Genomic DNA, 23,452 nt, shown 5'->3' with positions numbered 1-23,452 from the left:
ACGCCCGCACGTCGGAAGCGGGCACGTGGGTGCACACTACCGGCCGATCGCAGCCGTCCGGACAGCGATTCCGCCGTCGATCACGCCCGTGCTGCGTGACCGACCGGCACCGATACCACCCCGGTCCGTTGCATCTTGTGCCACTTCGCCGGGCCACCGCGCAGCTCCAGCCAGAGCGCTGACACCACCACGGCCGCCATCACCGTGGAGTAGATCGGCCAGAGCGCCAGGGTCCACAGGTGGCGCAGGTCCCGCGGCGATCGGTTCAGCAGCACGGCGTAGACGACCACGAGCACCGACATGGCCAGGCCGAGCCACCCGATCACCGATGCCGCCGATCCGGTGAACGCAGGCTCCCCGACCGCGAACGCGAACGGGAGGCAGGCCAGCACCACGAGCTGCACCATCGGCATCACGACCATGCTCAGGGTGTTCACGCCGAGGTACAGGCCGAACAACCCGAACCGCGGATTGCCGATCATGTCCCGGTGCAGGCGCATGGTCTGCAGCAGCCCTCTCGCCCAGCGCACCCGCTGCCGCCAGAGCGTGCGCCAGGTGGACGGCGACTCGGCGTAGACCAGCGCGGCCGGCTGGAACCGGACTCGGTAGCCGGCCCGGTGCACCCGCCAGGTCAGCTCCAGGTCCTCCCCGATCGTGCTCTCGTCGAACCCTCCGACCTCCTCCACAACGTCCCGGGTGAAGGCCCCGACGTTGCCCGAGACGATCGGCAGCACACCTGCGAGCGCGAGGGCGCGCCGGACCAGGCCGGTGCCGGCGTGGTTGAGGATCGCGAGCATCCTGGTCTGGACCCGGTTCAGGTTCACCGGCCGGTCGTCACCGCAGACGGCCCCGACGTCCGGGTGGTCGAACCCGCGGAGCATCTCCCCGATGGTGCCCGGCGCGAAGATGCCGTCCGCGTCCACGAAGAACAGCACGTCCCCGCCCGCGGCCGCGATGCCCCGGTTCAGCGCGGCGCCCTTGCCGGCGTTGGCCTGCGTGATGAGGAGCACCTGCGTGTGCTCCTGCGCCAGCCGCGTGGCCACGGCCGCGGTGTCATCGGTGGAACCGTCGTCGACGATCACGATCTCGAGCCGGTCGTAGTCGGAGCCGACGAGGGAGTTCACGCAGTTCACCAGCACCGGGCCCTCGTTGTAGGCGGGCACGATCACCGACACTCGGGGCCGATCCTCGTATCGGCTGTGCCGACGGTGCCGGGCCCGCGGGCTGTGCCGCCGCCGCCAGGCAGCCTGGGCCTCGACGAAGGCCGCCATCGGCAGGCTGATCATCTTCAGCAGTCCGAACACCATGAGGGCGAGCCCGCCCCAGATGGCCACGTCGGCGAGCACCTCGGGCGCGAGCTGCCAGGTCATGTGGTCACCGGCCACATGTGCTCTCGCCGCCGGACCGTGTGAGCCGCGAGCACCCGTTCGAGCAGTTCCGGCGCGGCCGCGCTGTTCGCCCCGAACCGGGCGTTGACCTCGAGCACCAGCGGGGTGCCGTCCTCGCGGAGCCTGATGTCCAGGTCGACCGGGCCCACCAGGCCGAGGGCCACGACGGCGTCCCGCGCCACCGTGGCCACGTCGCCCGCGCCGTCGGGCACGGCGCGAACGCTCACGGCGTTCCCGATCCGCCCGTCGGCGAGCTCGGTCTTCTCGAGCACGATGACGTGCGGTTCGTCGTCGAGCGTGGCCCGGTGCACCACGGGGGCGAACTCGATGCCGGGTGCGAACTCCTGGACCACATGGGTCCCGCGCAGCTCGGCCCAGTTCACCGCGTCACCGGGCTCGACGAGCCGGACGCCGCGGCCACCGCGGGAGACGCGCGGCTTGACGATCACCGGCCGGCCCAGACCCGCCGCGGCACCCTCCTCGGCCGGCGCGAACGCCGGCACCGGGACGCCGTGCGCGAGCAGGTGCTCAGCGGTCAGCAGCTTGTCGTGCGCCGTCGCGACGGCCGCCAGGGAACCGACGACCACCTCGACGCCGGGCCCGAACTCGGCGGCCTCGGCCGCGATGCCCGGCAGTTCCTCGCTCACCGTCGGGATCACCATGCTGATGCCGTGCCTGGCCGCGAGCGCACGCAGCGTCGGCAGCATCGCCGGGTCCGAGGCGGGCGGGACCACGACGGTGCTGACGCCGTCGAGGTGGACCGGGACCATGTCGGCACCGAGGACCGAGATGCCGCGCGCGGTGAGCTGCTCGGCCAGGGACCAGCCGGCCGGCCCGCCGACTCCCGTGACCAGGACCCGCATCACAGGTCCCCGACGGCCGAGCCGAGCACGCGGACGGCTTCGAAACCCTCGGCGTACTGCCGCTTGGCCTGCGCGCCACGGAACGTGGCGAGGCCGCGCAGCCGCTGCGGTGTCATGTACGGCTTGCCCGCCTGGTTCTCGTGGATGCCGACGGCCTCGACCTTGACGTCCACGTAGTCCTCGATGTCGACGAACACACTCGGGTCGAACGCCCGGGTCACGGAGGGGGACTCGTAGCAGAGGATGGTCGAGTTCTGCCGTGCGGCGCGCAGCGTGGCCTGGTGGACGGCGTGGTGGTCCTGGTGCTGGTCGTTGCCGGAGTGGGTGAGCACGATGTCCGGGTTGTGCCGCCGGATCAGCGCCTCGATCGCGCCGACCATCTGCTGGCCGGACTCGGAGAGGCGGGTGTCCGGCAGTTGGTGCACGGTCACGCTGGCGGCCCCCAGGAACTTGGCGCCGCGGTGGGCCTCACCGACGCGGGTGCCGCGGTCACCGCCCTTGCTGCCGTCGCTCATGACGAGCACGTGGACCTCGTGGCCGGAGTCGACGAACTTCGCGAGGGTGCCGCCGCAGGCGATCTCGAGGTCGTCCGGGTGGGCGCCGATGGCGAGCACCCGTCGGGGCAGCCGGGTCGGCTGACGGTCGATCCGCAGCAGCGCGACCATGGCGCCGGCGGCCGCGAGCGCGGCGAGGCAGATGTACAGGATCGCGAGCGACGCGGCCGATCCGACGGCAAGGCCGGTGCCGGCGAGGTTGACCGGGACGCCGACGACGGCGAGGACCGTCAGCGCCACTCGGACCCGCTGGGGGTGGCGGACCCGGCGGCTCAGCGCCGGTGGACCGACGACGGCGGAGAGCAGGATCCCTCCGAAGATCAGGGCGAGCAGGGCGTGCAACGAGACGTACATGGTGGTCCGTTCGGGTGGAAGAAGGTGAGGGGCGCCGTCTCGATCGGGCGGTCGGCGAGGGGGGCGAGAGGAGGGCACGCGGGGGACGTACCCTCCCCTCGGTTCGGGAGACGCGTCGGACGCGTCAGTTCGTCAGCCGCGCGCGGCGGCCGACCAGGAGGAGCGCGAGGCCCGCGACGATCGCGGCAGCTGCCAGACCGGCTCCACCGACCAGCGCCTGGGAGGAGGCTCCGGTGTGCGGGAGTTCGGCCGTGGCATGGTCGCCGGCGCCGCCCGACGGCGGGGCATCGGTCGAGGGGTCAACGCCGGGTTCCGTGGTGGGTTCCGCCGGCGGCAACGCGGGCTCGGTGGGCGGTTCGGTCGGGTCCGTCGGCTCCGTGGGCGGGTCCGTCGGGTCCGTGGGCGGATCGGTCGGGTCCGTCGGCTCCGTGGGCGGGTCCGTCGGGTCCGTCGGGTCCGTCGGCGGGTCCGTCGGCGGGTCCGTCGGCGGATCGGTCGGGTCCACCGGTGTCGGAACACCGACCCCGTCACCGCCGGCCTCGGATCGCTGGACGACGCTGCCGAGAACGCGGGACTCGCCGTCGGCGGTGATCGTCGCCTCGTTCAGGTAGTCGGTCAGGGACGCGTCGGTGACCGTGGTGGAGTAGTCGACCGCGACGGCCTGGCCCGCGGTGATGGCCCCGGTCGTGAGCACGAAGCCGGAGGCGTCGCAGGACTCGAGGGTGTAGCGGTCCGCGGCGAGCGGTTCGGATGCCGTGACGTCCCCGTTCGGCGCGAAGGCGGTCAGGGCCCGCACCGTGAGCCCGTCGCAGTCGAGCCGGTGCCCGGAGGCGATGCGGTCCTCGATCGTCACCGTCTCGAACGGGCCGACGGGGGTGACGATCCGCCAGCGCAGCGCACCGCCGGGAGTGGTGTTTCCCTGATCGACCGAGTCCACCCAGTAGCCGTACTTGCGGGGCTCGGTGTTGTCCGTGTACTCGATTCCGATGTCGACGCCCACCTCGATCGGCCCGGTGTCGGTGCCGAACACGAGCTCGTTGCGCGCACCCGGCACGATCCGCTCGGGGACGAACTCGGCCTCGAAGTACGCGGTCCCGGTGACGTCGACGTGCTCGTCGGCGAACTCCGTGAGGGTGAAGGTCACCACCGAGCCGGCGACGGTGGCCCGGGCGACGATCTCGCCTCCGGCGGAGACGAGGTCGAACGACTCGGCGAGCGCGACGATCTCAGGGGGCAGGTCAAGGGTGAACGTGTCGCCCGCGACAGCGGAGTCGGGCGCAGCCCAGGTGACGTCGACGTGGAACCAGGACCAGGTGTCCAGGTCACGCTCACGGATGGTGACGTCGGTGATGCCGCTCTCGGTGGTGGTGGCGGCGGTGGCGGCGAGCGGGGCGACCGAGAGCCCGGTCAGGGCGATGATCGCGCCGACAAGCAGCGTCAAGGTTCGGTTCAGGCGGTGTTTCACAGCGGTGCAGGTCCTCGTCGGATGTCGTCGGGATGCGCATCCGGGAGTGGCTGTTCGCCGAGCGATGCGCTATCCGGTTCGACGGAGCAGCACGCGGTTCATGTCGCGCTAGCGGTGTGACGTGGCGCACAACGCCTGTCCGACGGCAGTCTTCACACGACAGTGAATGCCGAGCTGAGGGCCGGTCCTGCCAACTGGGTCCCCTCTGGGCCCATGTATCTGATCGCGATCGTGTGCGGTCCGGGTTCCATGGGGATCGCGAACTCGGTGTCCGCCCGACCCGCGTCGTGGATCGGCCCGGGAGTCCCATCGATCGTCAGCTGGAACCTGTACGCGGGATCCGTGGCGACCTGGACGAAGATGTACTCGGCCGCACCGCCTTCCTCGATTCGATATCGAGGCAGGGTGGCCCCATCGAGGGGGACCTCCTCGCCGGGATCGGTATCGGTCGGTGGGGCAACCGTCCCCGAGGCCTCGGGCAGCAGGAAGGTGTACTCGCCGACGGTCACACTGGGCGCGGACACACCGTCCGCGGTCTCCTGGGTCGCCGTGTACGTGACGCCTGCGGCTGGATCAGGGGCGTCGGCCACGACCTGCCACACGCCGCTCTCGTCCGCCGTGGTCTGCGCAACCTCCACACCGTTCTGGTCGAGGATCCTGATCACTGCACCCGGTTCGGCATCATCGCCGCTGAGGGTCGGCAGGAAGACAAGCTCCCCGGGCGGAGGCCCGAGCAGTCCGGGCGCAGGCACCACGGGCTCCTCGTCGACCGGCGGCTCGGGCTCGACGGGCGGTTCCGGCTCGACCGGCGGCTCGGTCGGCGTCGGCGTGGGCGTGGGCTGCTCGATGGGCTCCTCCGGCGCGGGCCGAGCGGTGGGCTCCGGCGCGGGGTCCACCGCGGGCTCCACCTCTGCGTCCGCGACGGGCAACGGGTCGGGAACGGCCGGCAGGAACGCCGATGCCGCCGGCCGGACCGGCTCGGGGGTGGGGACCGCTGACTGCTGGGTGATCGACTGGGGCGTCAGGGACCGGTCCGCGCTTGGCGGCGTGACCAGATTCACGAGGAGGAGCACCAGCACTGCGATCCCCGCCAGGGGCAACGCCAGCCGGGTGATCGCGCGGAAGCCGAACCGCGTCACGTACCCGCCGACGGCACCACCGGCTGCAGCTGCACCAGGCGCACGAAGCACACCTCTGCCACCGGCAGTTGCGACGCGCGCGCCCGCGGCGCCCGCACCCACCGCACCCGCGGCCGCGGCCGCGGCGCGAGCGGCACCCGACAGACCGACGCCCGCAGCTCCAGCCGCACCCGACAGACCGACGCCCGCAGTTCCAGCCGCACCCGACAGACCGACGCCCGCAGTTCCAGCGGCACCAACGCCGCCAACACCAGCCGGGCCCGCCCCGCCCTGGCCAGCCCCGCCCTGGCCGGCGTCGGCCGAGCCACCGCCATCGGCGACGTCTCCGCCGTCAGCCGAACCACCGCCGTCGGGCCCACCGTCAGCCGGCCCACCGCCGTCAGCCCAACCACCGCCGTCGCCTGCGTCACCGCCGGGGACCGTCTCGCCGGCGGCAGCCTGCTGCGCGTCCGCGGCCGCGAACAGCGCCGCGGCGAGGCCGGCCGCGCCCGCCGTGCCCGCCGTGCCGGCGCCCCCGGCGTTGCCGGCACCGACGTCCGCGGCCTCCGACCCCGAGGCGCCCGAACCAGATCCACCGGACCCTCCCTGTCCACCGGACCCGCCATCTCCGCTGGGATCCGACTCCTGCCCGGCATGGGCGCCGACACCTCCTGCGTCGACCGCGAAGGCGGCGACCTTGCCGAGCAGGTCCGGGGTGGCCAGGATCGCCGGCAGAAGCAGCGCGCGGAGCCGCCGCGAGACCTTGTCCAGCTCGGCGAGGGCCGCGGTGCACCGCTCGCAGGTGAGCAGGTGCGCGTCGACGAGCGCGACCTGCCGGGGCCGCAGCCGGTCCCGTGCGTAGTCGCCGAGCAGCGGAGCGACCGGACGACACTCCGCCGGGAGATCCGCCGAGCGCAGGTGCGCCTGCAGCCACGCCGACCGCAGCCCTTCGCGCGCCCGCATCGCCAGCGACGCGACCGCCGCGGGCCGCAGTTCGAAGTGCTGCCCCAGGTCCTGGGGCCGGCGGCCCTCCACCTCGGTCAGCCAGAGCACCTCCTGCCACCGCTCGGGCAGATCCCGGAAGGCGCGCGACATGAGGTCGCGGTCGAGGAGCGAGTCGACGCCGTCACCGGTCACGTACTCCTGCGCGGGAGCCGTGGCCTCCACGTCGTCGACCGGCGTCTCCCGGGTACCGCGCGCCCGGTCCGTCTGCAGGTTCCGGACCGCCCGGGCCAGGTAGCCGCCGAACCCCTGCTTCGGGCCGCCACCACCCTGGATGGCGCGCATCACCCGGAGGAACGCCTCCTGGACGGTGTCCTGGGCGTCCGTCTGGGAGTCGAACCGACGGGCCGTGCGCAGGGCGTCGTCGTAGTAGCGCTGGTACAGGATCGAGAACGCCTGGGTCCGCCCGTTGCGGACCATCGTGACGAGGTCGTCGTCGCTCTCCTCGGCCCAGCCATGGCCGTCCGCGGGGTCGCTGGTGCCGACGACGGCGTCGGCCATGGGCGATCCCTTCTTCACGTGTTACCCCCGCGGCAGGATACGTCGTGAGGGACGCCGAATACGAGCCCTGACCCCGTCCGCCCGCGCACGGTCACGGTTTGCGGGACTGGACCCAGCTATCGCCGAACTCGACGGATCCTGGGCCCGATCATGTCGCGACTGTGACCGGCCTCACTGCCCGTGCCCTCGCCGACGTCGGCGACGGACCGGCTGCGCGGCTCGACCTGCCCGCGTCTCACAATCTGGATAGACTCGCCAATCGGGTACACAGGCGTGGAAGCGACTCAAATTGGTGGGCAATGAACTCGGCAGCGACCGTCCCGACCGCATCGACGCGAGAGGCCATCCTCCGGGCGGTCACCGACCTCGCCGAACAGACCGACGAACGCCACCTGACCCCGCTCGTGGACCGGATCCTGGAGCACGTCGCCACCGAGGACCTCGCCGAACGCGAACCCCGTGACGTCCTCGGCATGGTCCGGTCGATGTCGGCGCTGGCGGAGCACCGCGGGGCCGACGAGACCCTGGTGCGCGTGTTCACCCCGACCCTGTCGGAGGACGGCTGGGCGAGCAAGCACACGATCGTGCAGATCTGCACCGATGACATGCCGTTCCTGGTGGATTCCGTCACCGCCGCCCTGTCCGACCACGGGCGCGTCGTCTATCTGATCGTGCACCCCCAGATCGTGGTCCGCCGGGACCCCGCCGGTGCGCTCACCGCGGTCCGTGAGGAGCGTCCGCCGACCGCTGCCGGCACGGTCGAGTCGTGGATGCACATCGCCATCGACCAGATCCCCACCGAGGCCGCCCGCACCGAACTCACCGCTCGCCTGGAGTCCGTCCTCGGGGACGTGCGCCGCGCCGTCGTCGACTGGGCCGCCATGCGGCACGCGTGCGAGGAGCTCGGCCGCCAGCTCGAGGCGGGCGCGCCGCCCACGGTCGACCCGGACGAGGTCGAGCCGACCGAGAGGTTCCTGCGCTGGCTCGCCGACGATCACTTCACGTTCCTCGGGTACCGCGAGTACACCCTCGACACCGTCGACGGCGAGGATGTGCTCCGCCCCGTGACCGGCAGCGGGCTCGGGATCCTCCGTGGCGATCCCGGCGCCGACCACGAGTACTCGCGGCTGCGCCCGGAGGCCCAGGAGAACGCCCGCGAACCGCGGTTGCTGACCATCACGAAGGCGAACTCCCGGGCCACCGTGCACCGGCCCGTGTACCTGGACTACATCGGCATCCGCACGTTCGACGCCGACGGGAACGTCACCGGCGAGCGCCGGTTCCTCGGGATGTTCACGTCGACGGCGTACGCGGACTCGGTCCTGCGCCTCCCGATCGCCGCGGAGAAGGTCCGCGCCGTCCTCGCGCGCAGCGGTTTCGCCGCCCACTCGCACTCGGCCAAGGACCTGCTCGGGGTGCTCGAGGCCTACCCGCGCGACGAACTGTTCCAGACCGACGTCGACACGCTCTGGAGCGTCGCCTCCGACGTCCTGTACCTGCAGGAGCGCCGCAAGGCGAAGCTGTTCCTGCGCAAGGACGAGTTCGGCCGGTTCGTCTCGGCGCTCGTCTACATCCCCCGGGACCGGTACAACACGGTGGTCCGGCTGCGGATGGAGGCCATCCTGCGGGAGGCCTACGGCGCCGAGCACGTCGACTTCACCACCCGGGTGAGCGAGTCGCCACTGGCCCAGCTGCACTTCGTGGTTCGGGTCCCGCGCGGCTCCGACATCCCGGACGTCGACACGGCCGCCGTCCAGGAACGGCTGCTGCGGGCGACCCGCACCTGGGAGGAGGACCTCCTCGACGCGCTGCACGTCTCCCCCACCGATGATGCAGGCGCCGGCCGCGGCTACGTGCACGGCTTCCCGGAGGCGTACAAGGAGGACTTCGGCGCCGACGCCGCCACCTACGACCTGGCCCAGTTGCAGGCCCTCACGCCTGGCGACACCAGGGTGCACCTGTACGACCCGGACCGCGGCGAACCGACCGAGCGACGACTCAAGGTCTACCGCCGCGAACCGCTGAGCCTGACCGCGATGCTGCCCACGTTCAGCCACCTCGGCGTGGTGGTTGCCGACGAGCGTCCGTACCTGATCACCGGCGACTCCGACGACGACACCGTCCGGATCTACGACTTCGGGCTGCGCACCGCGAGCGCGGACCTCTGGGACGCGACGGCCGACACGGCCGCCGAGTTCGAGGACGCTTTCCTCGCCGTAGACGGCGGCCGGGCGGAGAGCGACGGCCTGAACGCGCTCGTGCTGCACTCCGGACTGACGTGGCGGCAGGTGGTGATCCTGCGCACCATCGCCCGCTACCTCCGGCAGATCGGCTCGACGTTCAGCGTCGAGTACCTCGAGGCGGCACTGGTCGCGAACCCCCGCCTGGCCGCACGGGTGGTGGCCCTGTTCGAGACACGCTTCGACCCCGATCACGCCGAGGCCGGCGATCGGGACGCCGCCCAGAACCGGATCACCGCCGAGATCGACGCAGACCTGGAGCAGGTGGCGAGCCTGGACCAGGACCGCATCGTGCGCTCGTTCGTCGGCATCATCGGCGCGACCCTGCGCACCAACTACTTCCAGGTGGGCGACGACGGCGAACCCGTCAACCGGGTCAGCCTCAAGCTCGACTGCCATCTGGTGCCCGGTCTGCCGTCACCGAAGCCACGGTTCGAGATCTGGGTGTACTCGCCGCAGGTGGAGGGCGTGCACCTGCGCTTCGGCGCCGTCGCCCGCGGCGGGCTGCGCTGGAGCGACCGACGCGAGGACTTCCGCACCGAGGTGCTCGGCCTGGTGAAGGCCCAGATGGTCAAGAACGCCGTGATCGTGCCGACCGGTTCCAAGGGTGGCTTCTTCGCCAAACGGCTGCCGGATCCGGCAGCCGACCGCGCCGCGTGGCTCGCGGAGGGCCGGTCCGCCTACTCGGCGTTCATCCGCGGCCTGCTCGACGTCACGGACAACAGGGTCGGCTCCGAGGTGGTCCCGCCCGCGCGCGTGGTGCGCCACGACGATGACGACCCCTATCTCGTGGTGGCAGCGGACAAGGGCACCGCCGCCTTCAGCGACCTGGCGAACTCGATCTCCGCGGAGTACGGCTTCTGGCTCGACGACGCGTTCGCCTCCGGCGGGTCCGCCGGGTACGACCACAAGGAGATGGGCATCACGGCCCGCGGTGCCTGGGAGTCGACCAAGCGCCACTTCCGCGAGATGGGTGTGGACACCCAGACCGAGGACTTCACCGTGGTCGGCATCGGGGACATGAGCGGGGACGTGTTCGGCAACGGGATGCTGCTGTCGGAGCACATCCGGCTCGTCGCGGCCTTCGACCACCGGGACGTCTTCATCGACCCCGCGCCCGACGCCGCAGCCTCCTTCGCCGAGCGGCGTCGCCTCTTCGAGCTGCCACGCTCGAGCTGGGCCGACTACTCGCCGGAACTGATCAGCGCCGGTGGTGGCGTGTTCTCGCGGTCGGCGAAGTCCGTGCCGATCAGCCCGGAGACCCGGCGGGTGCTCGGCCTGGCGGACGACGTCACCGGCCTGACGCCCGCCGAACTGATCCACGCGATCCTGCTCGCCCCGGTGGACCTCGTCTACAACGGCGGCATCGGCACCTATGTGAAGTCGTCCGCGGAGGCCAACGCCGAGATCGGCGACCGGGCGAACGACGCGATCCGGGTGGACGGGCGCGAACTGCGCTGCCAGGTGCTCGTCGAGGGCGGCAATCTGGGCGTGAGTCAACTGGGCCGGATCGAGGCGGCCATCCACGGGGTGCGGATCAACACCGACGCCATCGACAACTCCGCCGGGGTCGGCACCTCCGACCGCGAGGTGAACATCAAGATCCTGCTCACCGCGCTCACCCGCGACGGGGAGCTGACCCTGGACCAGCGCAATGAGCTGCTCGCGTCGATGACCGACGAGGTGGCGGCGCAGGTGCTCCGGGACAACTACGTGCAGAACGTGCTCCTGGGCAACTCACGCGCCCACGCACACGAGATGCTCGCCGTGCACCACCGGCTCATCCAATGGCTGGAGGGACGCGGCGACCTGGACCGCGCCCTCGAGTTCCTGCCCACCGACCGGCAGATCGCCGAGCGGGACGCCGCCGGCCAGGGCCTGACCAGGCCCGAGTTCGCGGTTCTGGTCGCGTACGCGAAGCTCGCGCTCAAGGCCGACCTGGCGCCGACCTCCCTCGCCGACGGGCCGTGGTTCACGCGGACCATGGCCGAGTACTTCCCGGCACCGCTGCAGGAGCGGTACGGCGACCGGCTACCCGAGCACCCGCTGCGCCGGGAGATCATCGTCAACTCGGTGGTGAACTCGATGGTGAACCGCGGTGGCATCACCTTCGCGTTCCGCGCCGGCGACGAGACCGGCGCCTCCAGTGAACAGGTCACCCGGGCGTTCGTCGCGTGCCGCGAGATCTTCGCCATGGAGCGCTTCGTCGCGGCCGTCGAGGCTCTGGACAACAGGGTGGACGCCGCCGTGCAGACCCAGCTCTACCTCGACTACCGGCGCCTCCTGGACCGGAGCTCGCGCTGGTTCGTCCAGCACCGCCCCGAGGCGCTGGACGTGGCCGACGCCGTCGCCGAGTTCGCCGAGCCGGTGGGCGAGCTGACGACGCAACTACCTGACCTGCTGCGCGGCGCGGAACTGGACCGGTTCCATGCGCGTGTCGCCGCCCTCACCGAGGCTGGTGTGCCGACCGAGCTGGCCGAGAGTGCGGCCGGTCTGCTGCCCGCACTGTCCCTGCTGGATGTGGTCGAGCTCGCCGCCGCCTCCGGCGAGGACCTGACCGCCGTAGCCGGCCTGTACTTCGCGGTGTCCGACCGGTTCCAGGTGGACGACCTGCTCATCCGGGTGGCCGGGCTGCCGCTCGACGACCGCTGGGACGCGCTCGCGCGCGCAGCCATGCGCGACGACCTCTACGGGACCCTCGCCTCGCTCACCCGCACGGTGCAGGCAGCCACCCCCGCCGAGACGGACCCCGAGCAACGGTTGGCTCAGTGGGCCGCGACCGCGGGCACGGCATTGACTCGAGTCCAGGAATCCGTGGCCACCATCACGGCGCTCGAGGGCGCGGACGTGGCACCGTTGTCGGTCGCATTGCGCAGCCTGCGCTCCCTGGTGCGCTGACGCCACTGCTCGCCCGCATCCACCGATCGACTGCACGGGCACGAGTGCCGGTGATTTCCTTGACGCTCTTGCGCTGGTGCATGCACTATCTACCACATGCGCGATGAAGCCATAGATTCGATCGCTGCCCCAAATAGTGTTGGGGCAATCTCCCGCCGGTCGGCGATACGCCTTCTCGTGGGCGCGGCGGTCCTGCCCCCGGTCCTGGGCGCCCTGCATCCCACCGCGGCCGCCGCGGACACCGTGACGAACGCACCGCTACCGGACGCGCTGCGCCGTATCGAGATGCCTGACCTGGAGGTGACCGAGCTGCTCCGGGTGACCGGGCCCCGCCACCGCCTGACCATGCACCGGGCCACCTGGACCGGTGGCGGCACCTATGTGCGGGATCTGGAGGTGCGCACCTCGTCCGGCTGGTTGCCGGTCACCTCACCCGACCAGCGCTTCGACGAACAGTGGGTGGTGCTCACCGGCGAGGAGGGCAGCCCCAACGACTACTACGCGTCGATGCACCCGAACTGGGTGGCGTTCGACTCGATGGAGCAGGTCGGGCGGCGCACCGTCGAACTGCGCAGCAGCGTGCCCGAGGCGTACGACCTCGTGGTGCGCTGGAACCTCGATGGGGACAACCCCGAGGTGCAGTGGACCGTCACCGCGGCACAGGCCCAGCACTACGTGGTCGGCTACCAATCGTTCGACACCCGGTCCGGCGACGAGGTGGACGAGGTGTTGTGCGGTTCCCGCCAGCACGCCCGGGTGATCGAGGACGCGCAGTCCCTCGGCGCCTGGGAACTCATGGCGCCCATGACGCTGGCCGAGCAGCAGGTCGGCGGCGTTGCCGTCACGCTCGGGCTCTACACACCCCGCGACGTCCTGGAGTTCGAGCATGAACGCGAGCTCGGACCGGACGGCCAACCGTTCGGGATGAGCCTGCGCAACGACACCCGCGACGTCCAGCCCGTCGCGTACGCACCACAGGCCGGGCGCCGCTCGTCCCTCGAGGCAGGCGAGGCGTTCGGCTACGCATTCGGGATCTGCGCCCTGCCCGGACCGCTCCACGAGGCGTACGCCGAGGTGGTCCATGACGAGTACGGCTACACCGACTACCGGGAGAACGTGTTCGGCACCTCGCTGACCCAGACGGTGTTCAACCTCATCGACCTGACCATGATCGAGCCCTCGGAGGACGACAGCGAGACGTTCATCCCCTCCTTCAGCGGATGGTGGAACCGCGCGAAGGGTTTCGTGGACATCGAGAACGACCAGTCGGTCCGGACCCCGATCGCGGGCGTGCTGCTCGCCGCCTTCTACCTCACCGGCACCCCGGACCTCTACGCTCGCCGCGCCCGCCCGCTGATCGAGTACCAGCTCTCCCGGGCCGACGTCGGGCACTCGCCGATCAAGGGAAAGCCGGTCTACGGCAGCCTCGAGAAGTACCGCGTCGGGCAGATCGCCGGCGACGCCTCCACCCTCGTCCCGCTCTACCGGCAGACGCGTGGCCAGAGCGGCGGCCTGCATCAGCTCGCCATGCGAATGATCGCGCGACGCCCCGCCAAGGACGCCCGGACCCCGATGAGTACGCCACTGCAGGCGTATGAGCTCACCGGGAACCCGGCCTACCTCGCCGAGGCCACGGCCGAAGGGCGGCGCTACCTCCGGGACAACATCGTCACCGCGTACACGACGAACCGGGGCGAGAACGACTTCGGCTACAACTACTCGAAGGCCTGGACCGAGCTCCTCGTCCTGTTCGAGCTCACCGGGGACACCGACTTCCTCGACGCCTCCCTCGCCGAGGCGCGCCGCTACATCACCCAGACGCAGGTGCGCCCGATCCCGCGCGGGAACGTCACCGTCCCGAACCAACCGTTCATCGATGCCCAGCTCGACCGGTGGTACGACAGCGAGGTGCTGCCGGACTATCCGCTCGACGACATCGCAGCAGAGTCGGTACCCGCCTGGACCGTCTCGACCAGCGGTGTCACCTTCGAGCAGCTGAGCACGTTCAAGATCGGCCGCGGGATCGAGAACCCGGGGGGCGGGTTCTCGATGATCCCGGTCTGGGCACCGTTCCTGCTCCGGCTGGCCCAGCACACCGGTGACGCTCTGATCCGCGAGGTGGCCCACAACCTGGTGGTCGGCCGGTTCACCAACTACCCGGGCTACTACAACCGGCAGTTCGTGGCCGCCAACATGAAGCCGGACTTCCCGCTCACCGGCCCGCCGGGGACCACCTGCATCTACTTCCACCACATCCCGGCCCAGCTCGGTCTGGCCCTGGACTACCTGATCACCGAGCACCTCACGCGGTCCGCCGGCCAGATCAGCTTCCCGCGCCAGTTCGAGTCCAACTACGTGTTCTTCAAGTACTCCACCTATGGTCATGCACCCGGCTCGTTCTACGGCGAGGACGGTGTCTGGCCGTACTTCCCACCAAGCATCGTGGACCTCTCGGACCACCAGCTCAACTGGATCACCGCCGTCGGCAACGACAGCCTCTACCTCAGCCTGACGAGCGAGACGACCACCCCCTCCATGGCCACCGTGACGTTCTCGCCGGAGTTGACCGGGATCCACCCGCGGAACCAGTACGAGGCCGAGCTGATCAACATGGACGGAACCCGCGAGAGCGCCACGATCCGCGGCGGCCGGCTGCGGGTGCTCGTCCCGGCGAAGGGACTGCGCGCCGTGGTGGTGCGTGGCGTGACCATGGACGTGCCGTGGCACTGGGAGCCGACGGCGACCGACCGCTCCGGAGCGAGCTTCCACGAGGAGGACACCGACCCGGCGTCGAACTTCGGCCTCGCCCGTGCGCTGCTGCTGCCGCGGCCCGCCCGCGACGGGTACGACGCCTACGTCCAGATCGATACCGAGACGCCCACCGGCCTGAGCTACCGGGTGGGTGACGGGCCCTGGCAGGACGCGCCGGAGAAGGTGTTCCCCTTCGAGTGGTCCATCGGCGTGGACGATCCGGCCGCCATATTCAGCTACCGGCTCACCAACAGTGACGTGACCACGGCCGAGCACACGCTCCTGCTCCCAGCCTCGGTCACCGGGGTCTGCCCGCCCGGCGTGGACGCCTGCGGGGAGATCGAGATCAGCCCGGACACCACGCCGGGCGACACTCTCCGGGCCCGCGTCCGGGTCCGCAACGGCACCGCCACGGCGCTGTCCTCGGCGCAGGTCCAGCTGGGTCTGCCGGACGGCTGGACCCCGGCGGCCGTGGACGCACCGGCCCTGGTACCGGCCACCGGTTCCGCCGACTGGACCTTCGACGTCACCGTCCCCGGCGCCCAGCCCGCCGGGCCGGTGGCCCTGACCGCCGTCGCCTCCTGGTCCGGTGGCACGACCGCCCTCGACGGCGCCGAGGTGAACGTCCTCGAGCCGTTGCGGATCTCGGCTCTCACGGCGGCGCCGGCCCGCCTCGACCTGCCCGGCGAGTCCACCGAGGTGACGTTCGCCGTCCTGAACGTCGGCCCGCTCGCGCGCAGCGGTGCACTCACCTTGAGTGTGCCCGCGGGGTGGACCGCCTCGGCCACCACGGTCTTCTACGAGGTACCCGGACGGCAGGAACGTGAGTACAGCGTCACGCTCACCTCGGCGGCCACCGCCCGGCCCGGCACCGGGCACCGCCTGGTGGCGACCCTGGAGAACGGTACCGAGCGCGCGCTGACCATCCAGATCGCCGGGACGGAGGTCATCGTCGACAACGCCGACCTGTGGCCGCGGTACACGGAGGCCGGGTTCTGGCTGCCCAGCACGCTCGCGGGCTGGAACGGCACGGCCACCCGGTTCAGCGAGGAGGGCAAGCTCGGCGGCACTGCCACCTGGCGGCCGCAGTTGCGGACCGCGGGCCTGTACGACGTCGCCATCTGGTACCCCACGAACCCGGAGACCACCCGGGCGGCCATCTACAGCGTGCACCACCTGGCCGGCGTGGACGAGTTCGAGGTGGACCAGCAGGCCGGCGCGAACGGTTGGTTCCCGCTGGGCCGCTTCGAGTTCGAGGCCGGCTCCGAGGGGTTCGTGCAGGTGGAGGTGCGCAACCCCGGGTACCACCGGATCGACGCCACCCGCTTCCTTCCGGTCGACGCGGCCTTGCTGCGTCCGGCCATCGAAGCCCTGCGGGCCCCGGCGGTTCCGGCGCCCGGTGCCGCCACGACACTGACCGCGACGATCCGCAGTCAGAGCGATGCCCCGGTCCGGGGTGACGTGACGGTCCGGACACCGCCCGGCTGGACCGTGGTGCCCGAGGCGGTCCCGATCGACCTCGCGGCCGCGAGTTCCGTGGACGTGGAGTTCGCCCTGACCGCACCCGCCGATGCGGTCGTCGGCTCCCAGCACGAGATCGTGCTCAGCATCGGTGACGCAGGCGCGTCCACCGCCGTCGCGATCACGGCACCGGACGCGGCCGGCACGTTCCAGATCGACAACGAGGATCCGGGTTACGCCGAGTCCGGGACCTGGAGCCCGAGCAGCCTGCCCGGGCACGACGGCAGCGCCAGCCGCTACGCCGGCGGACTCACCGGGGCGGCGTGCTCCTGGACCGCGAACGTCCCGGCCGGGCGGTACCGGGTGAGCGTCTGGTTCCCCGGGAACGCGACCACCACCACGGCCGCCCCCTACACGGTGGTGACCGCCGACGGCGACGTGCTGGTCGTCGTCGACCAGCAGGCCGATGCCGGCGCGTGGCGACAGCTCGGCTTCTTCGACCTCACGCCCGACACGGCACAGATCCGGCTGGAGACGACGTCGTCGGGCCACTTCCGCAGCGATGCCGCACGCCTCGAGCCCGTGGTCGGCGCCGTGTGACGCCGGCAGGCAGATCCGTGTCCCGAACGGGGGTCACAAAGCTGCCCGCGCCGGGTACGTTAGGTCATAGTCATCGCTGCCGCCGTCGGTTCGGAAGGGGCCCGGTCGCGCATGGGCGCCACGAAGCACGTCCTGCGGAGAGTCGCACACACCTCCATCGACCTCGCCACCGGTTCCGTATCGACGATCACGGGCCGGTTGCCCTACCTCGTGCTGACTCCCACCGACGACCCGGGTGTGATCGCCGACCTGGCCGAGGCGCTCGGGCTGCCCGAGGCGGACCGGTTCGAGGCAGAGGACCCGCCGGTGTTCGCCCGAACGGTCAAGCCCCGGTTCCGCATCGAACCGGTGCCCGCGGAGCCGGACGCCGAAGCCCTCGCGCTGACGCATACCAAGCGTGGCCCGGTGCTGACCTGGCCGGCGGACCTGCGCACCCTCATGGAGGTGACCCGCGGCGGGCAGGCGCTCCTGCTGCTCGGCGTCGCCGTGCGCGCCGACGGCGAGCCGCTGCATGACTATCTCGATCGGGCCAAGGTGCACTCGGGCTGGATCGACGTGGTGCGCGACCGGGTCACGACCGGCTGACCATCCCTGACGAGCGAGAGGCACCACGATGACCGAGGCCACCCACATCGACACCACGGCCGCACCGAGCGGGACCGGCTGTCAGGAGTGTGAGAGCCGCGGCGCCTGGTGGGTCCACCTACGCCGGTGCGCCGCCTGCAGTCACGTCGGCTGCTGCGACAGCTCCCCCGGTCAGCACGCCACCGCCCACTTCCGCGAGACCGGGCACGAGCTCATGCGCTCGTTCGAGCCGGGCGAGGACTGGTACTGGAACTTCCGCACCGAGGCCACGGTCACCGGTCCGGACCTGGCTCCGCCGACGTCGCACCCGGTCGACCAGCCGGCGCCCGGGCCGGCCGGGCGCGTCCCCGCGGACTGGCTCGATCACATCCACCGCTGACCGGCGCCGTAGCGGGCGCGGTCCGGCGGGCTGCCCGGGCGCACGTGCGCCGCTGACCGGCGCCGTACCGGGCGCGGTCGGGGCAGCGTCGCCGGGTCAGTGCTCGTCGGCCACGCAGAACTCGTTGCCCTCCGGGTCCCCCAGGACCGTCCAGCCGTCCTGCTGCGCCACCACACGCGCACCGAGGTCGACGAGCCGGGCCACCTCGGCCGTCCGGTCGTTCGAGGACAGGTCGACGTGCACCCGGTTCTTGACCGTCTTGACCTCCGGCACCTGTTGGAGGAACAGCGTGGGACCCGGTCCGTCGACCGCCACCGTCGGGTCGGTCTCGGGTGTGAGCCCGAGGCCCGCCAACCGGGCCACCTCGGCGTCGTCGTACGCGCGCACCTCGTAGCCGTCCAGGGCCGCGGCCCAGAACCGGGCCAGTGCCGGCGCGTCCCGGCAGTCGATGACGATCTCCCGCAGCGTGGCCACGGCTTCCTCCCTCTGTCACCGGCCCGGGCCACCTCACCCGGGCCCGCTCATCCGCTGAACGTATGCTCCCCCGCGCCCACCTTGACCGAACCCCGCTTCACCCCGGGCGGATACACCCGAGCCAACACGCCGGGCGGGACGCTCACGTCGAGCCGCACCACGCCGTCGGGCTGCTTCTCCCACGAGACGGCGATCTCGCCGTACGGGCTCAGGTGCCGCGCGCCGGCGTGCGTCAGTGGACCCTCGGTGAGCGGGTCGACCTCGACCTCCCGGTAGCCGGGAGCGATCGCGACGAGGCCGGCCACCCGGCGGTGCAGGAAGTTGGCGACGGCGCCGAGCGCGTAGTGGTTGAACGATGTCATCTCGCCCGAGTTGATGGAGCCGTCCGGCAGCATCGAGTCCCACCGTTCCCAGATCGTGGTGGCCCCCATCGTGACCGGGTAGAGCCAGGACGGGTTCTGCGTCTGCAGGAGCATCGCGTAGGCGAGTTCGGGGTGCCCGGCGATCACCAGTGCGTCCAGGATCAGCGGTGTGCCGACGAACCCGGTCGCGACGGTGGCGTCCGCCTCCCGAACCAGGGTCGCGAGCCGCTCCCCGGCCCCTTCGACCTGTTCGCCGCTACCGAGCAGCGCCCAGCACAGGGCAAGGGCGTAGACGGTCTGGCAGTCCGAGGTGACCCGGCCGTCCGGTGCCACGTACGCGTTCTGGAACGCGGCCCGGGCCGTGTCCGCCAGGTCCTCGTACTCCTCGGCGAGCGCACCCTGGCCGAGGGCTCGCGCGGACCACGCCAGCATCTCCGTGGAGCGCACCAGGTATGCCTGCTGGATCACGTGCGGGTCGGCCTGGGCCGCGGCGGCATCCTCCGGTGGGGCCGTGGGGTCGAGCCAGTCGCCGTACTGGAACCCGGTGCGCCAGAGTGCGGAGTCGTCGGCCTCGGCCCAGAGCCGGTCGACCCAGGCACGCATCGAGGGCAGCTGCCGCCGGAGCAGGTCCAGGTCGCCGTAGCGCCGGTACAGCACCCACGGAACCATCGTGGCCGCGTCCCCCCAGGCGGTGGCGATGACGTTGTCGTCACGGAGCACGTCCGGGACGACCACCGGCACCCCACCGTCGGGCCGCTGGTCCGCGGCGAGGTCCCGGAGCCATGAGGACAGGAACCCGTCCACGTCGAACAGGAACGCGGCGGTGCGCGCGAACACCTGGATGTCCCCGGTCCAGCCGAGCCGCTCATCCCGCTGCGGGCAGTCGGTGGGGACGTCCAGGAAGTTGCCGCGGGTGCCCCACACCACGTTCTCGTGGAGCTGCTCGAGCATCGGTTCGGAGCAGGTGAACCACCCGGTGCGGGTCAGCTCCGAGCCCACGACGGCGGCGCTGACGTCCTCGAGTCGGAGCTCGTCGACGCCCGTGACCTCGGCGTAGCGGAAGCCGTGGAACGTCAGCTGCGGTGCGAGCTCGGTCTCCTCAGGGCCGGCGAGGTCGTAGGTGTCCGTCGCCTCCGCCTTCCGGAGCGGCCGAGTGCCGAGCTCTCCGTGCTCGAGGACCTCGGCGTGCCGGACGGTGATGCGGTCCCCGGCGGCGTGGCCACGGACGGTGAGGTTGACCCAGCCGACGAGGTTCTGGCCGAAGTCGACGATCTGCTTTCCGGTCGGGCTGTGGACGATGTCGACGGCGGGCACCACCTTGGTGATCCGCACCGGCGGGCCCTCGGGCGCGACCAGGATCCGCGGGTCGACGTCGAGCTCGTCGACCTCGTCGGCCGCACCGTGCACCCCTTGCAGGCGCAGGTCCGTGTGCTGGCCGCCGTACAGGTCATCCGAGAGCACGTGCGAGGAATGGGCCCGCCAGCTGCCGTCGGTGCCGACGGTCTCGACGCGGCCGTCGGCGTAGCGCAGCTCGACCTGGGCGAGCAGGGCCAACCGGTCCCCGTACAGGTCGCGACGCAGGTCCCAGGTGAGCGCACCGCGGTACCAACCGTTGCCGAGGAGCGCGTCGATGTCGTTGCTGCCCTCACGCAGGAGGTCGGTGACGTCGTAGCCGTGGAAACGCAGCCGCTTGTGGTAACTCGTCCAGCCGGGCGTGAGCTCGTCGGCGCCGACCCGGGTGCCGTTGATCCGGGCCCGGACCACACCGAGAGCCGAGAGCAGCAGCCGGGCTCCGACGAGCCCCGGCCCCACGGTCACGGTGCCGGCCAGGACCGGGGCCGGGTCGTCCAGCCCGGCCAGGTGCCGCGGCGAGATGAACCGGGCCACCCAGTCCTCGGGCGCCAGGGGTGCGACGTGGAAGGTGAGCGGCTCGCTCCATGGCGACCACCCGCCGTCGCCATGGCTGGTGCGCACGCGCACCGAGCCGACCTCACCGGCGGCGAGCGGCTCGTGCGGCCAGGCGACCGCGACCTGCTCGGCACCGCCGGCGCCGGTCACCGCGACGGTCGCCGGGCCGGCGGAGCCCCGTACGAGCTCCACCTCGTAGCCGTCCTGCGGGCCGGTACCGGCGGCGTGACGCCATCCCAGGTGCGGTGTGGGTGTGCCCAGGCACCCAGCCTGCTCGGTTCGCTCGAGGCGGAGATCCAGGGGCGCTGACTGATCGAGGCCGGGCACGGTGCTGAGAAACCTCCGGGAAGTGTCGTCGACATTGCGGCCGACGGATGGGAACGCCCCCTCCTGCCACCCCTGACCGTACACGTCACCGCCGGGAACGCACGTGTCGATTTCCACGCGCCGGATCGGCGGTCAGGACCGGACCGGTACCGCGCCGTCCCCCTCCCGGCCACCCGCGAACTGGGTGCGGTACAGCTGCGCGTACCGGCCGCCGTCGGACAGCAGTTCGGCATGTGTACCCCGCTCGACGATCCGGCCGGACTCGACCACGAGGATCTGGTCTGCGCCGACGACCGTCGAGAGCCGGTGCGCGATCACGAGCGCGGTGCGGCCCTCCAGTGCCGCACCGAGGGCGGCGCTGACGTCGGCCTCGGACGTGGCGTCCAGGCTCGAGGTCGCCTCGTCAAGGATCACCACCCGGGGCCTGGCGAGCAGCAGCCGGGCGATGGTCAGCCGCTGCCGCTCGCCGCCGGAGAAGCGGTAGCCGCGTTCACCGATCACGGTCTCGAGCCCGTCCGGAAGGCTGGTCACCAGGTCCGCCAGCCGTGCCCGCTCGAGTGCCTGCCAGAGGTCGGCATCGGTGGCCTCCGGCGCCGCGTAGCGGAGGTTCTCCGCGACCGAGGCGTGGAACAGGTGCCCGTCCTGCGTGACCATCCCGAGCGCGCCGCGCAGGTCCGCGAATGCGAGGTCCCGGACGTCCACCCCGCCGAGCCGGACCGCCCCGGAGTCCACGTCGTAGAGCCGCGGCAGCAGTGAGGCGATGGTCGACTTCCCGCTGCCGGAGGACCCGACGAGCGCCACCACCTGCCCCGGCTCGGCCCGGAACGAGATCCCATGGAGCACCTCGACGCCACCGCGACGGTCCAGGGTGGCAACCTCCTCCAGGGAGGCCAGCGACACCTTGTCCGGGCTCGGGTAGGCGAACCGTACGTCGTCGAACTCGACTGCCAGGGGCCCGGCCGGCAGCGGTGTGGGCTCGGCGGGCTCCTCGATCAGCGGCGGCAGGTCGAGCACCTCGAAGACACGCTCGAAGCTGACCAGCGCCGTCATCGCGTCGACCCGGGCACTCGCCAGCGCGGTCAGCGGCCCGTACAGCTGGCCGAGCAGCAGGGCGAGGGTGACCACGGTGCCGGCCTCGAGGGATCCGGCCACGGCCATCCAGCCGCCGAGCCCGTAGACGAGGGCGAGCGCGAGCGCGGAGACGAGAGTCAGCGCGAGCATGAACACGCCCTGTCCCATCGCGGTGCGGACCCCGATCGTGGCGACCCGCCCGGCCCGGGCGCCGAACTCGGCCTCCTCCGCCTCGGGCCGGCCGAACAGCTTCACCAGGGTGGCGCCGGGAGCGGAGAACCGCTCGGTCATCTGCGTGGTCATCGAGGAGTTCAGGTTCGCCCGCTCCTTCTCCAGCTGCGCCAGCCGCCCACCCATCCGCCGGGCCGGGATCAGGAAGATCGGCAGCAGCACCAGCGCGAGCAGGGTGATCTGCCAGGACAGCCGGAGCATCACGGCGAGCGTGAGGATCAGCGCGATCGCGTTCGTGACCACGCCGGAGAGCGTGAACGTGAACGCCCGCTGGGCACCGATCACGTCATTGTTGAGCCGGCTCACCAGCGCGCCGGTGCGGGTGCGGGTGAAGAAGGCGATCGGCATCCGCTGCACGTGCGAGTAGACGGCCCGGCGCAGGTCCAGGATCAGCCCTTCGCCGATCGTCGCGGACAGCCAGCGGGAGACCAGCCCGACCCCCGCGCTCACCAGAGCCACCCCCGCGATCGCCACGGCCAGCAGCAGCACCGTGGCCGCCGGGCCGTCCGCGATGATGGCGTCGACCACCCGTCCGGCCAGCACCGGCGTCATCACCGTCAGCACCGCGCCCACCACCGACAGCGCGATGAAGCCGATCAGCTTGCGCTTGTGCGGGCGGGCGAACCCACCGATCCGGCCGAGCGTCGCGCGGGTGAAGGTTCGCTTGGGCTGGTCCGTGCGCATCGCCGACTCGAGCGCGCGCCAGTGGCTGAAATTCATACTCATCCCCAGAGCATGCGACCTCAACCGCCGTTCAGGTCAACCGTTCCGCCGCCGGCGAACGCCGACGCGCCCTAGGGCGTGTCTCCTAATGCTCGGAGCCAGATGGTGATGGCGCGTAGGACGAGGCCGCCGCGGTAGGTCAGGGCGAGTTTGTCGTAGCGGGTGGCCAGGGCGCGCCATTGCTTGAAGATGTTGAA

General features: G+C 71.6%; 12 protein-coding genes. 4 read left to right on the top strand and 8 right to left on the bottom strand.

What is annotated here, in order from left to right; all coding sequences use genetic code 11:
* Nucleotides 1-80 precede the first annotated feature (80 nt).
* The 5 genes from KCQ71_RS22095 to KCQ71_RS22075 all read right to left on the bottom strand — a co-directional run bounded on the left by KCQ71_RS22095 (nt 81) and on the right by KCQ71_RS22075 (nt 7,245).
* Nucleotides 81-1,370 carry a glycosyltransferase family 2 protein gene (locus KCQ71_RS22095; RefSeq protein WP_223410425.1) on the bottom strand — a complete coding sequence of 430 codons (1,290 nt, stop codon included), beginning with the start codon at nt 1,368-1,370 and terminating at the stop codon, nt 81-83.
* The gene (locus tag KCQ71_RS22090) at nt 1,367-2,251 is read right to left on the bottom strand and encodes an ATP-grasp domain-containing protein (protein WP_223410422.1); all 885 of its coding nucleotides are present in this window, start codon (nt 2,249-2,251) and stop codon (nt 1,367-1,369) included. Before KCQ71_RS22090 ends, KCQ71_RS22095 begins: the two co-directional genes overlap by 4 nt.
* Nucleotides 2,251-3,159: a PIG-L deacetylase family protein gene (locus KCQ71_RS22085; RefSeq protein ID WP_223410419.1), complete on the bottom strand. Its 909-nt coding sequence runs from the start codon at nt 3,157-3,159 to the stop codon at nt 2,251-2,253. The genes KCQ71_RS22090 and KCQ71_RS22085 overlap by 1 nt, the downstream gene beginning before the upstream one ends.
* A 124-nt stretch (nt 3,160-3,283) precedes the next feature.
* Entirely contained in the window at nt 3,284-4,624 is a 1,341-nt protein-coding gene (locus KCQ71_RS22080) for an Ig-like domain-containing protein (protein ID WP_223410416.1), read from the bottom strand.
* Between the two features lie 152 nt (nt 4,625-4,776).
* Nucleotides 4,777-7,245 carry a sigma-70 family RNA polymerase sigma factor gene (locus tag KCQ71_RS22075; RefSeq protein WP_223410413.1) on the bottom strand — a complete coding sequence of 823 codons (2,469 nt, stop codon included), beginning with the start codon at nt 7,243-7,245 and terminating at the stop codon, nt 4,777-4,779.
* Between the two features lie 299 nt (nt 7,246-7,544).
* Here KCQ71_RS22075 and KCQ71_RS22070 point away from each other — a divergent pair, with 299 nt between their 5' ends.
* The 4 genes from KCQ71_RS22070 to KCQ71_RS22055 all read left to right on the top strand — a co-directional run bounded on the left by KCQ71_RS22070 (nt 7,545) and on the right by KCQ71_RS22055 (nt 18,159).
* Nucleotides 7,545-12,383, top strand: a complete 4,839-nt coding sequence (locus KCQ71_RS22070; protein ID WP_223410410.1) for an NAD-glutamate dehydrogenase — start codon at nt 7,545-7,547, stop codon at nt 12,381-12,383.
* Between the two features lie 177 nt (nt 12,384-12,560).
* Nucleotides 12,561-17,195 carry a golvesin C-terminal-like domain-containing protein gene (locus KCQ71_RS27785; protein ID WP_223410407.1) on the top strand — a complete coding sequence of 1,545 codons (4,635 nt, stop codon included), beginning with the start codon at nt 12,561-12,563 and terminating at the stop codon, nt 17,193-17,195.
* A gap of 111 nt (nt 17,196-17,306) precedes the next feature.
* Nucleotides 17,307-17,780 (top strand): hypothetical protein, encoded by a 474-nt coding sequence (locus KCQ71_RS22060; protein ID WP_223410404.1) that lies wholly within the window; start codon nt 17,307-17,309, stop codon nt 17,778-17,780.
* A gap of 28 nt (nt 17,781-17,808) precedes the next feature.
* A complete protein-coding gene (locus tag KCQ71_RS22055; protein ID WP_223410401.1) occupies nt 17,809-18,159 on the top strand; it encodes a UBP-type zinc finger domain-containing protein in 351 nt (116 codons plus the stop codon).
* Between the two features lie 96 nt (nt 18,160-18,255).
* On the opposite strand, the gene KCQ71_RS22050 is transcribed toward KCQ71_RS22055, so the two are convergent.
* The 3 genes from KCQ71_RS22050 to KCQ71_RS22040 all read right to left on the bottom strand — a co-directional run bounded on the left by KCQ71_RS22050 (nt 18,256) and on the right by KCQ71_RS22040 (nt 23,258).
* The gene (locus KCQ71_RS22050) at nt 18,256-18,633 is read right to left on the bottom strand and encodes a VOC family protein (RefSeq protein ID WP_223410398.1); all 378 of its coding nucleotides are present in this window, start codon (nt 18,631-18,633) and stop codon (nt 18,256-18,258) included.
* 47 nt (nt 18,634-18,680) lie between these two features.
* On the bottom strand, nt 18,681-21,230 hold the full coding sequence (locus KCQ71_RS22045) for a family 78 glycoside hydrolase catalytic domain (RefSeq protein ID WP_223410395.1): 2,550 nt from the start codon (nt 21,228-21,230) through the stop codon (nt 18,681-18,683).
* Between the two features lie 132 nt (nt 21,231-21,362).
* Nucleotides 21,363-23,258 (bottom strand): ABC transporter ATP-binding protein, encoded by a 1,896-nt coding sequence (locus tag KCQ71_RS22040; protein WP_372454084.1) that lies wholly within the window; start codon nt 23,256-23,258, stop codon nt 21,363-21,365.
* Nucleotides 23,259-23,452 lie beyond the last annotated feature (194 nt).

The sequence above is a fragment of the Occultella gossypii genome (assembly GCF_019947135.1).
Taxonomy (GTDB): Bacteria; Actinomycetota; Actinomycetes; order Actinomycetales; family Beutenbergiaceae; genus Occultella; species Occultella gossypii.
The sequence above is the reverse complement of the archived record's forward strand: the minus strand, read 5'-3'. Positions and strand labels throughout refer to the sequence as shown.

Bases quoted from the DNA above. Each gene is read 5' to 3' on its own strand.
- KCQ71_RS22095 (WP_223410425.1), bottom strand. From the start codon at position 1,370: ATGACCTGGCAGCTCGCGCCCGAGGTGCTCGCCGACGTGGCCATCTGG.
- KCQ71_RS22090 (WP_223410422.1), bottom strand. From the start codon at position 2,251: ATGCGGGTCCTGGTCACGGGAGTCGGCGGGCCGGCCGGCTGGTCCCTG.
- KCQ71_RS22085 (WP_223410419.1), bottom strand. From the start codon at position 3,159: ATGTACGTCTCGTTGCACGCCCTGCTCGCCCTGATCTTCGGAGGGATC.
- KCQ71_RS22075 (WP_223410413.1), bottom strand. From the start codon at position 7,245: ATGGCCGACGCCGTCGTCGGCACCAGCGACCCCGCGGACGGCCATGGC.
- KCQ71_RS22070 (WP_223410410.1), top strand. From the start codon at position 7,545: ATGAACTCGGCAGCGACCGTCCCGACCGCATCGACGCGAGAGGCCATC.
- KCQ71_RS22060 (WP_223410404.1), top strand. From the start codon at position 17,307: ATGGGCGCCACGAAGCACGTCCTGCGGAGAGTCGCACACACCTCCATC.
- KCQ71_RS22055 (WP_223410401.1), top strand. From the start codon at position 17,809: ATGACCGAGGCCACCCACATCGACACCACGGCCGCACCGAGCGGGACC.
- KCQ71_RS22040 (WP_372454084.1), bottom strand. From the start codon at position 23,258: ATGAGTATGAATTTCAGCCACTGGCGCGCGCTCGAGTCGGCGATGCGC.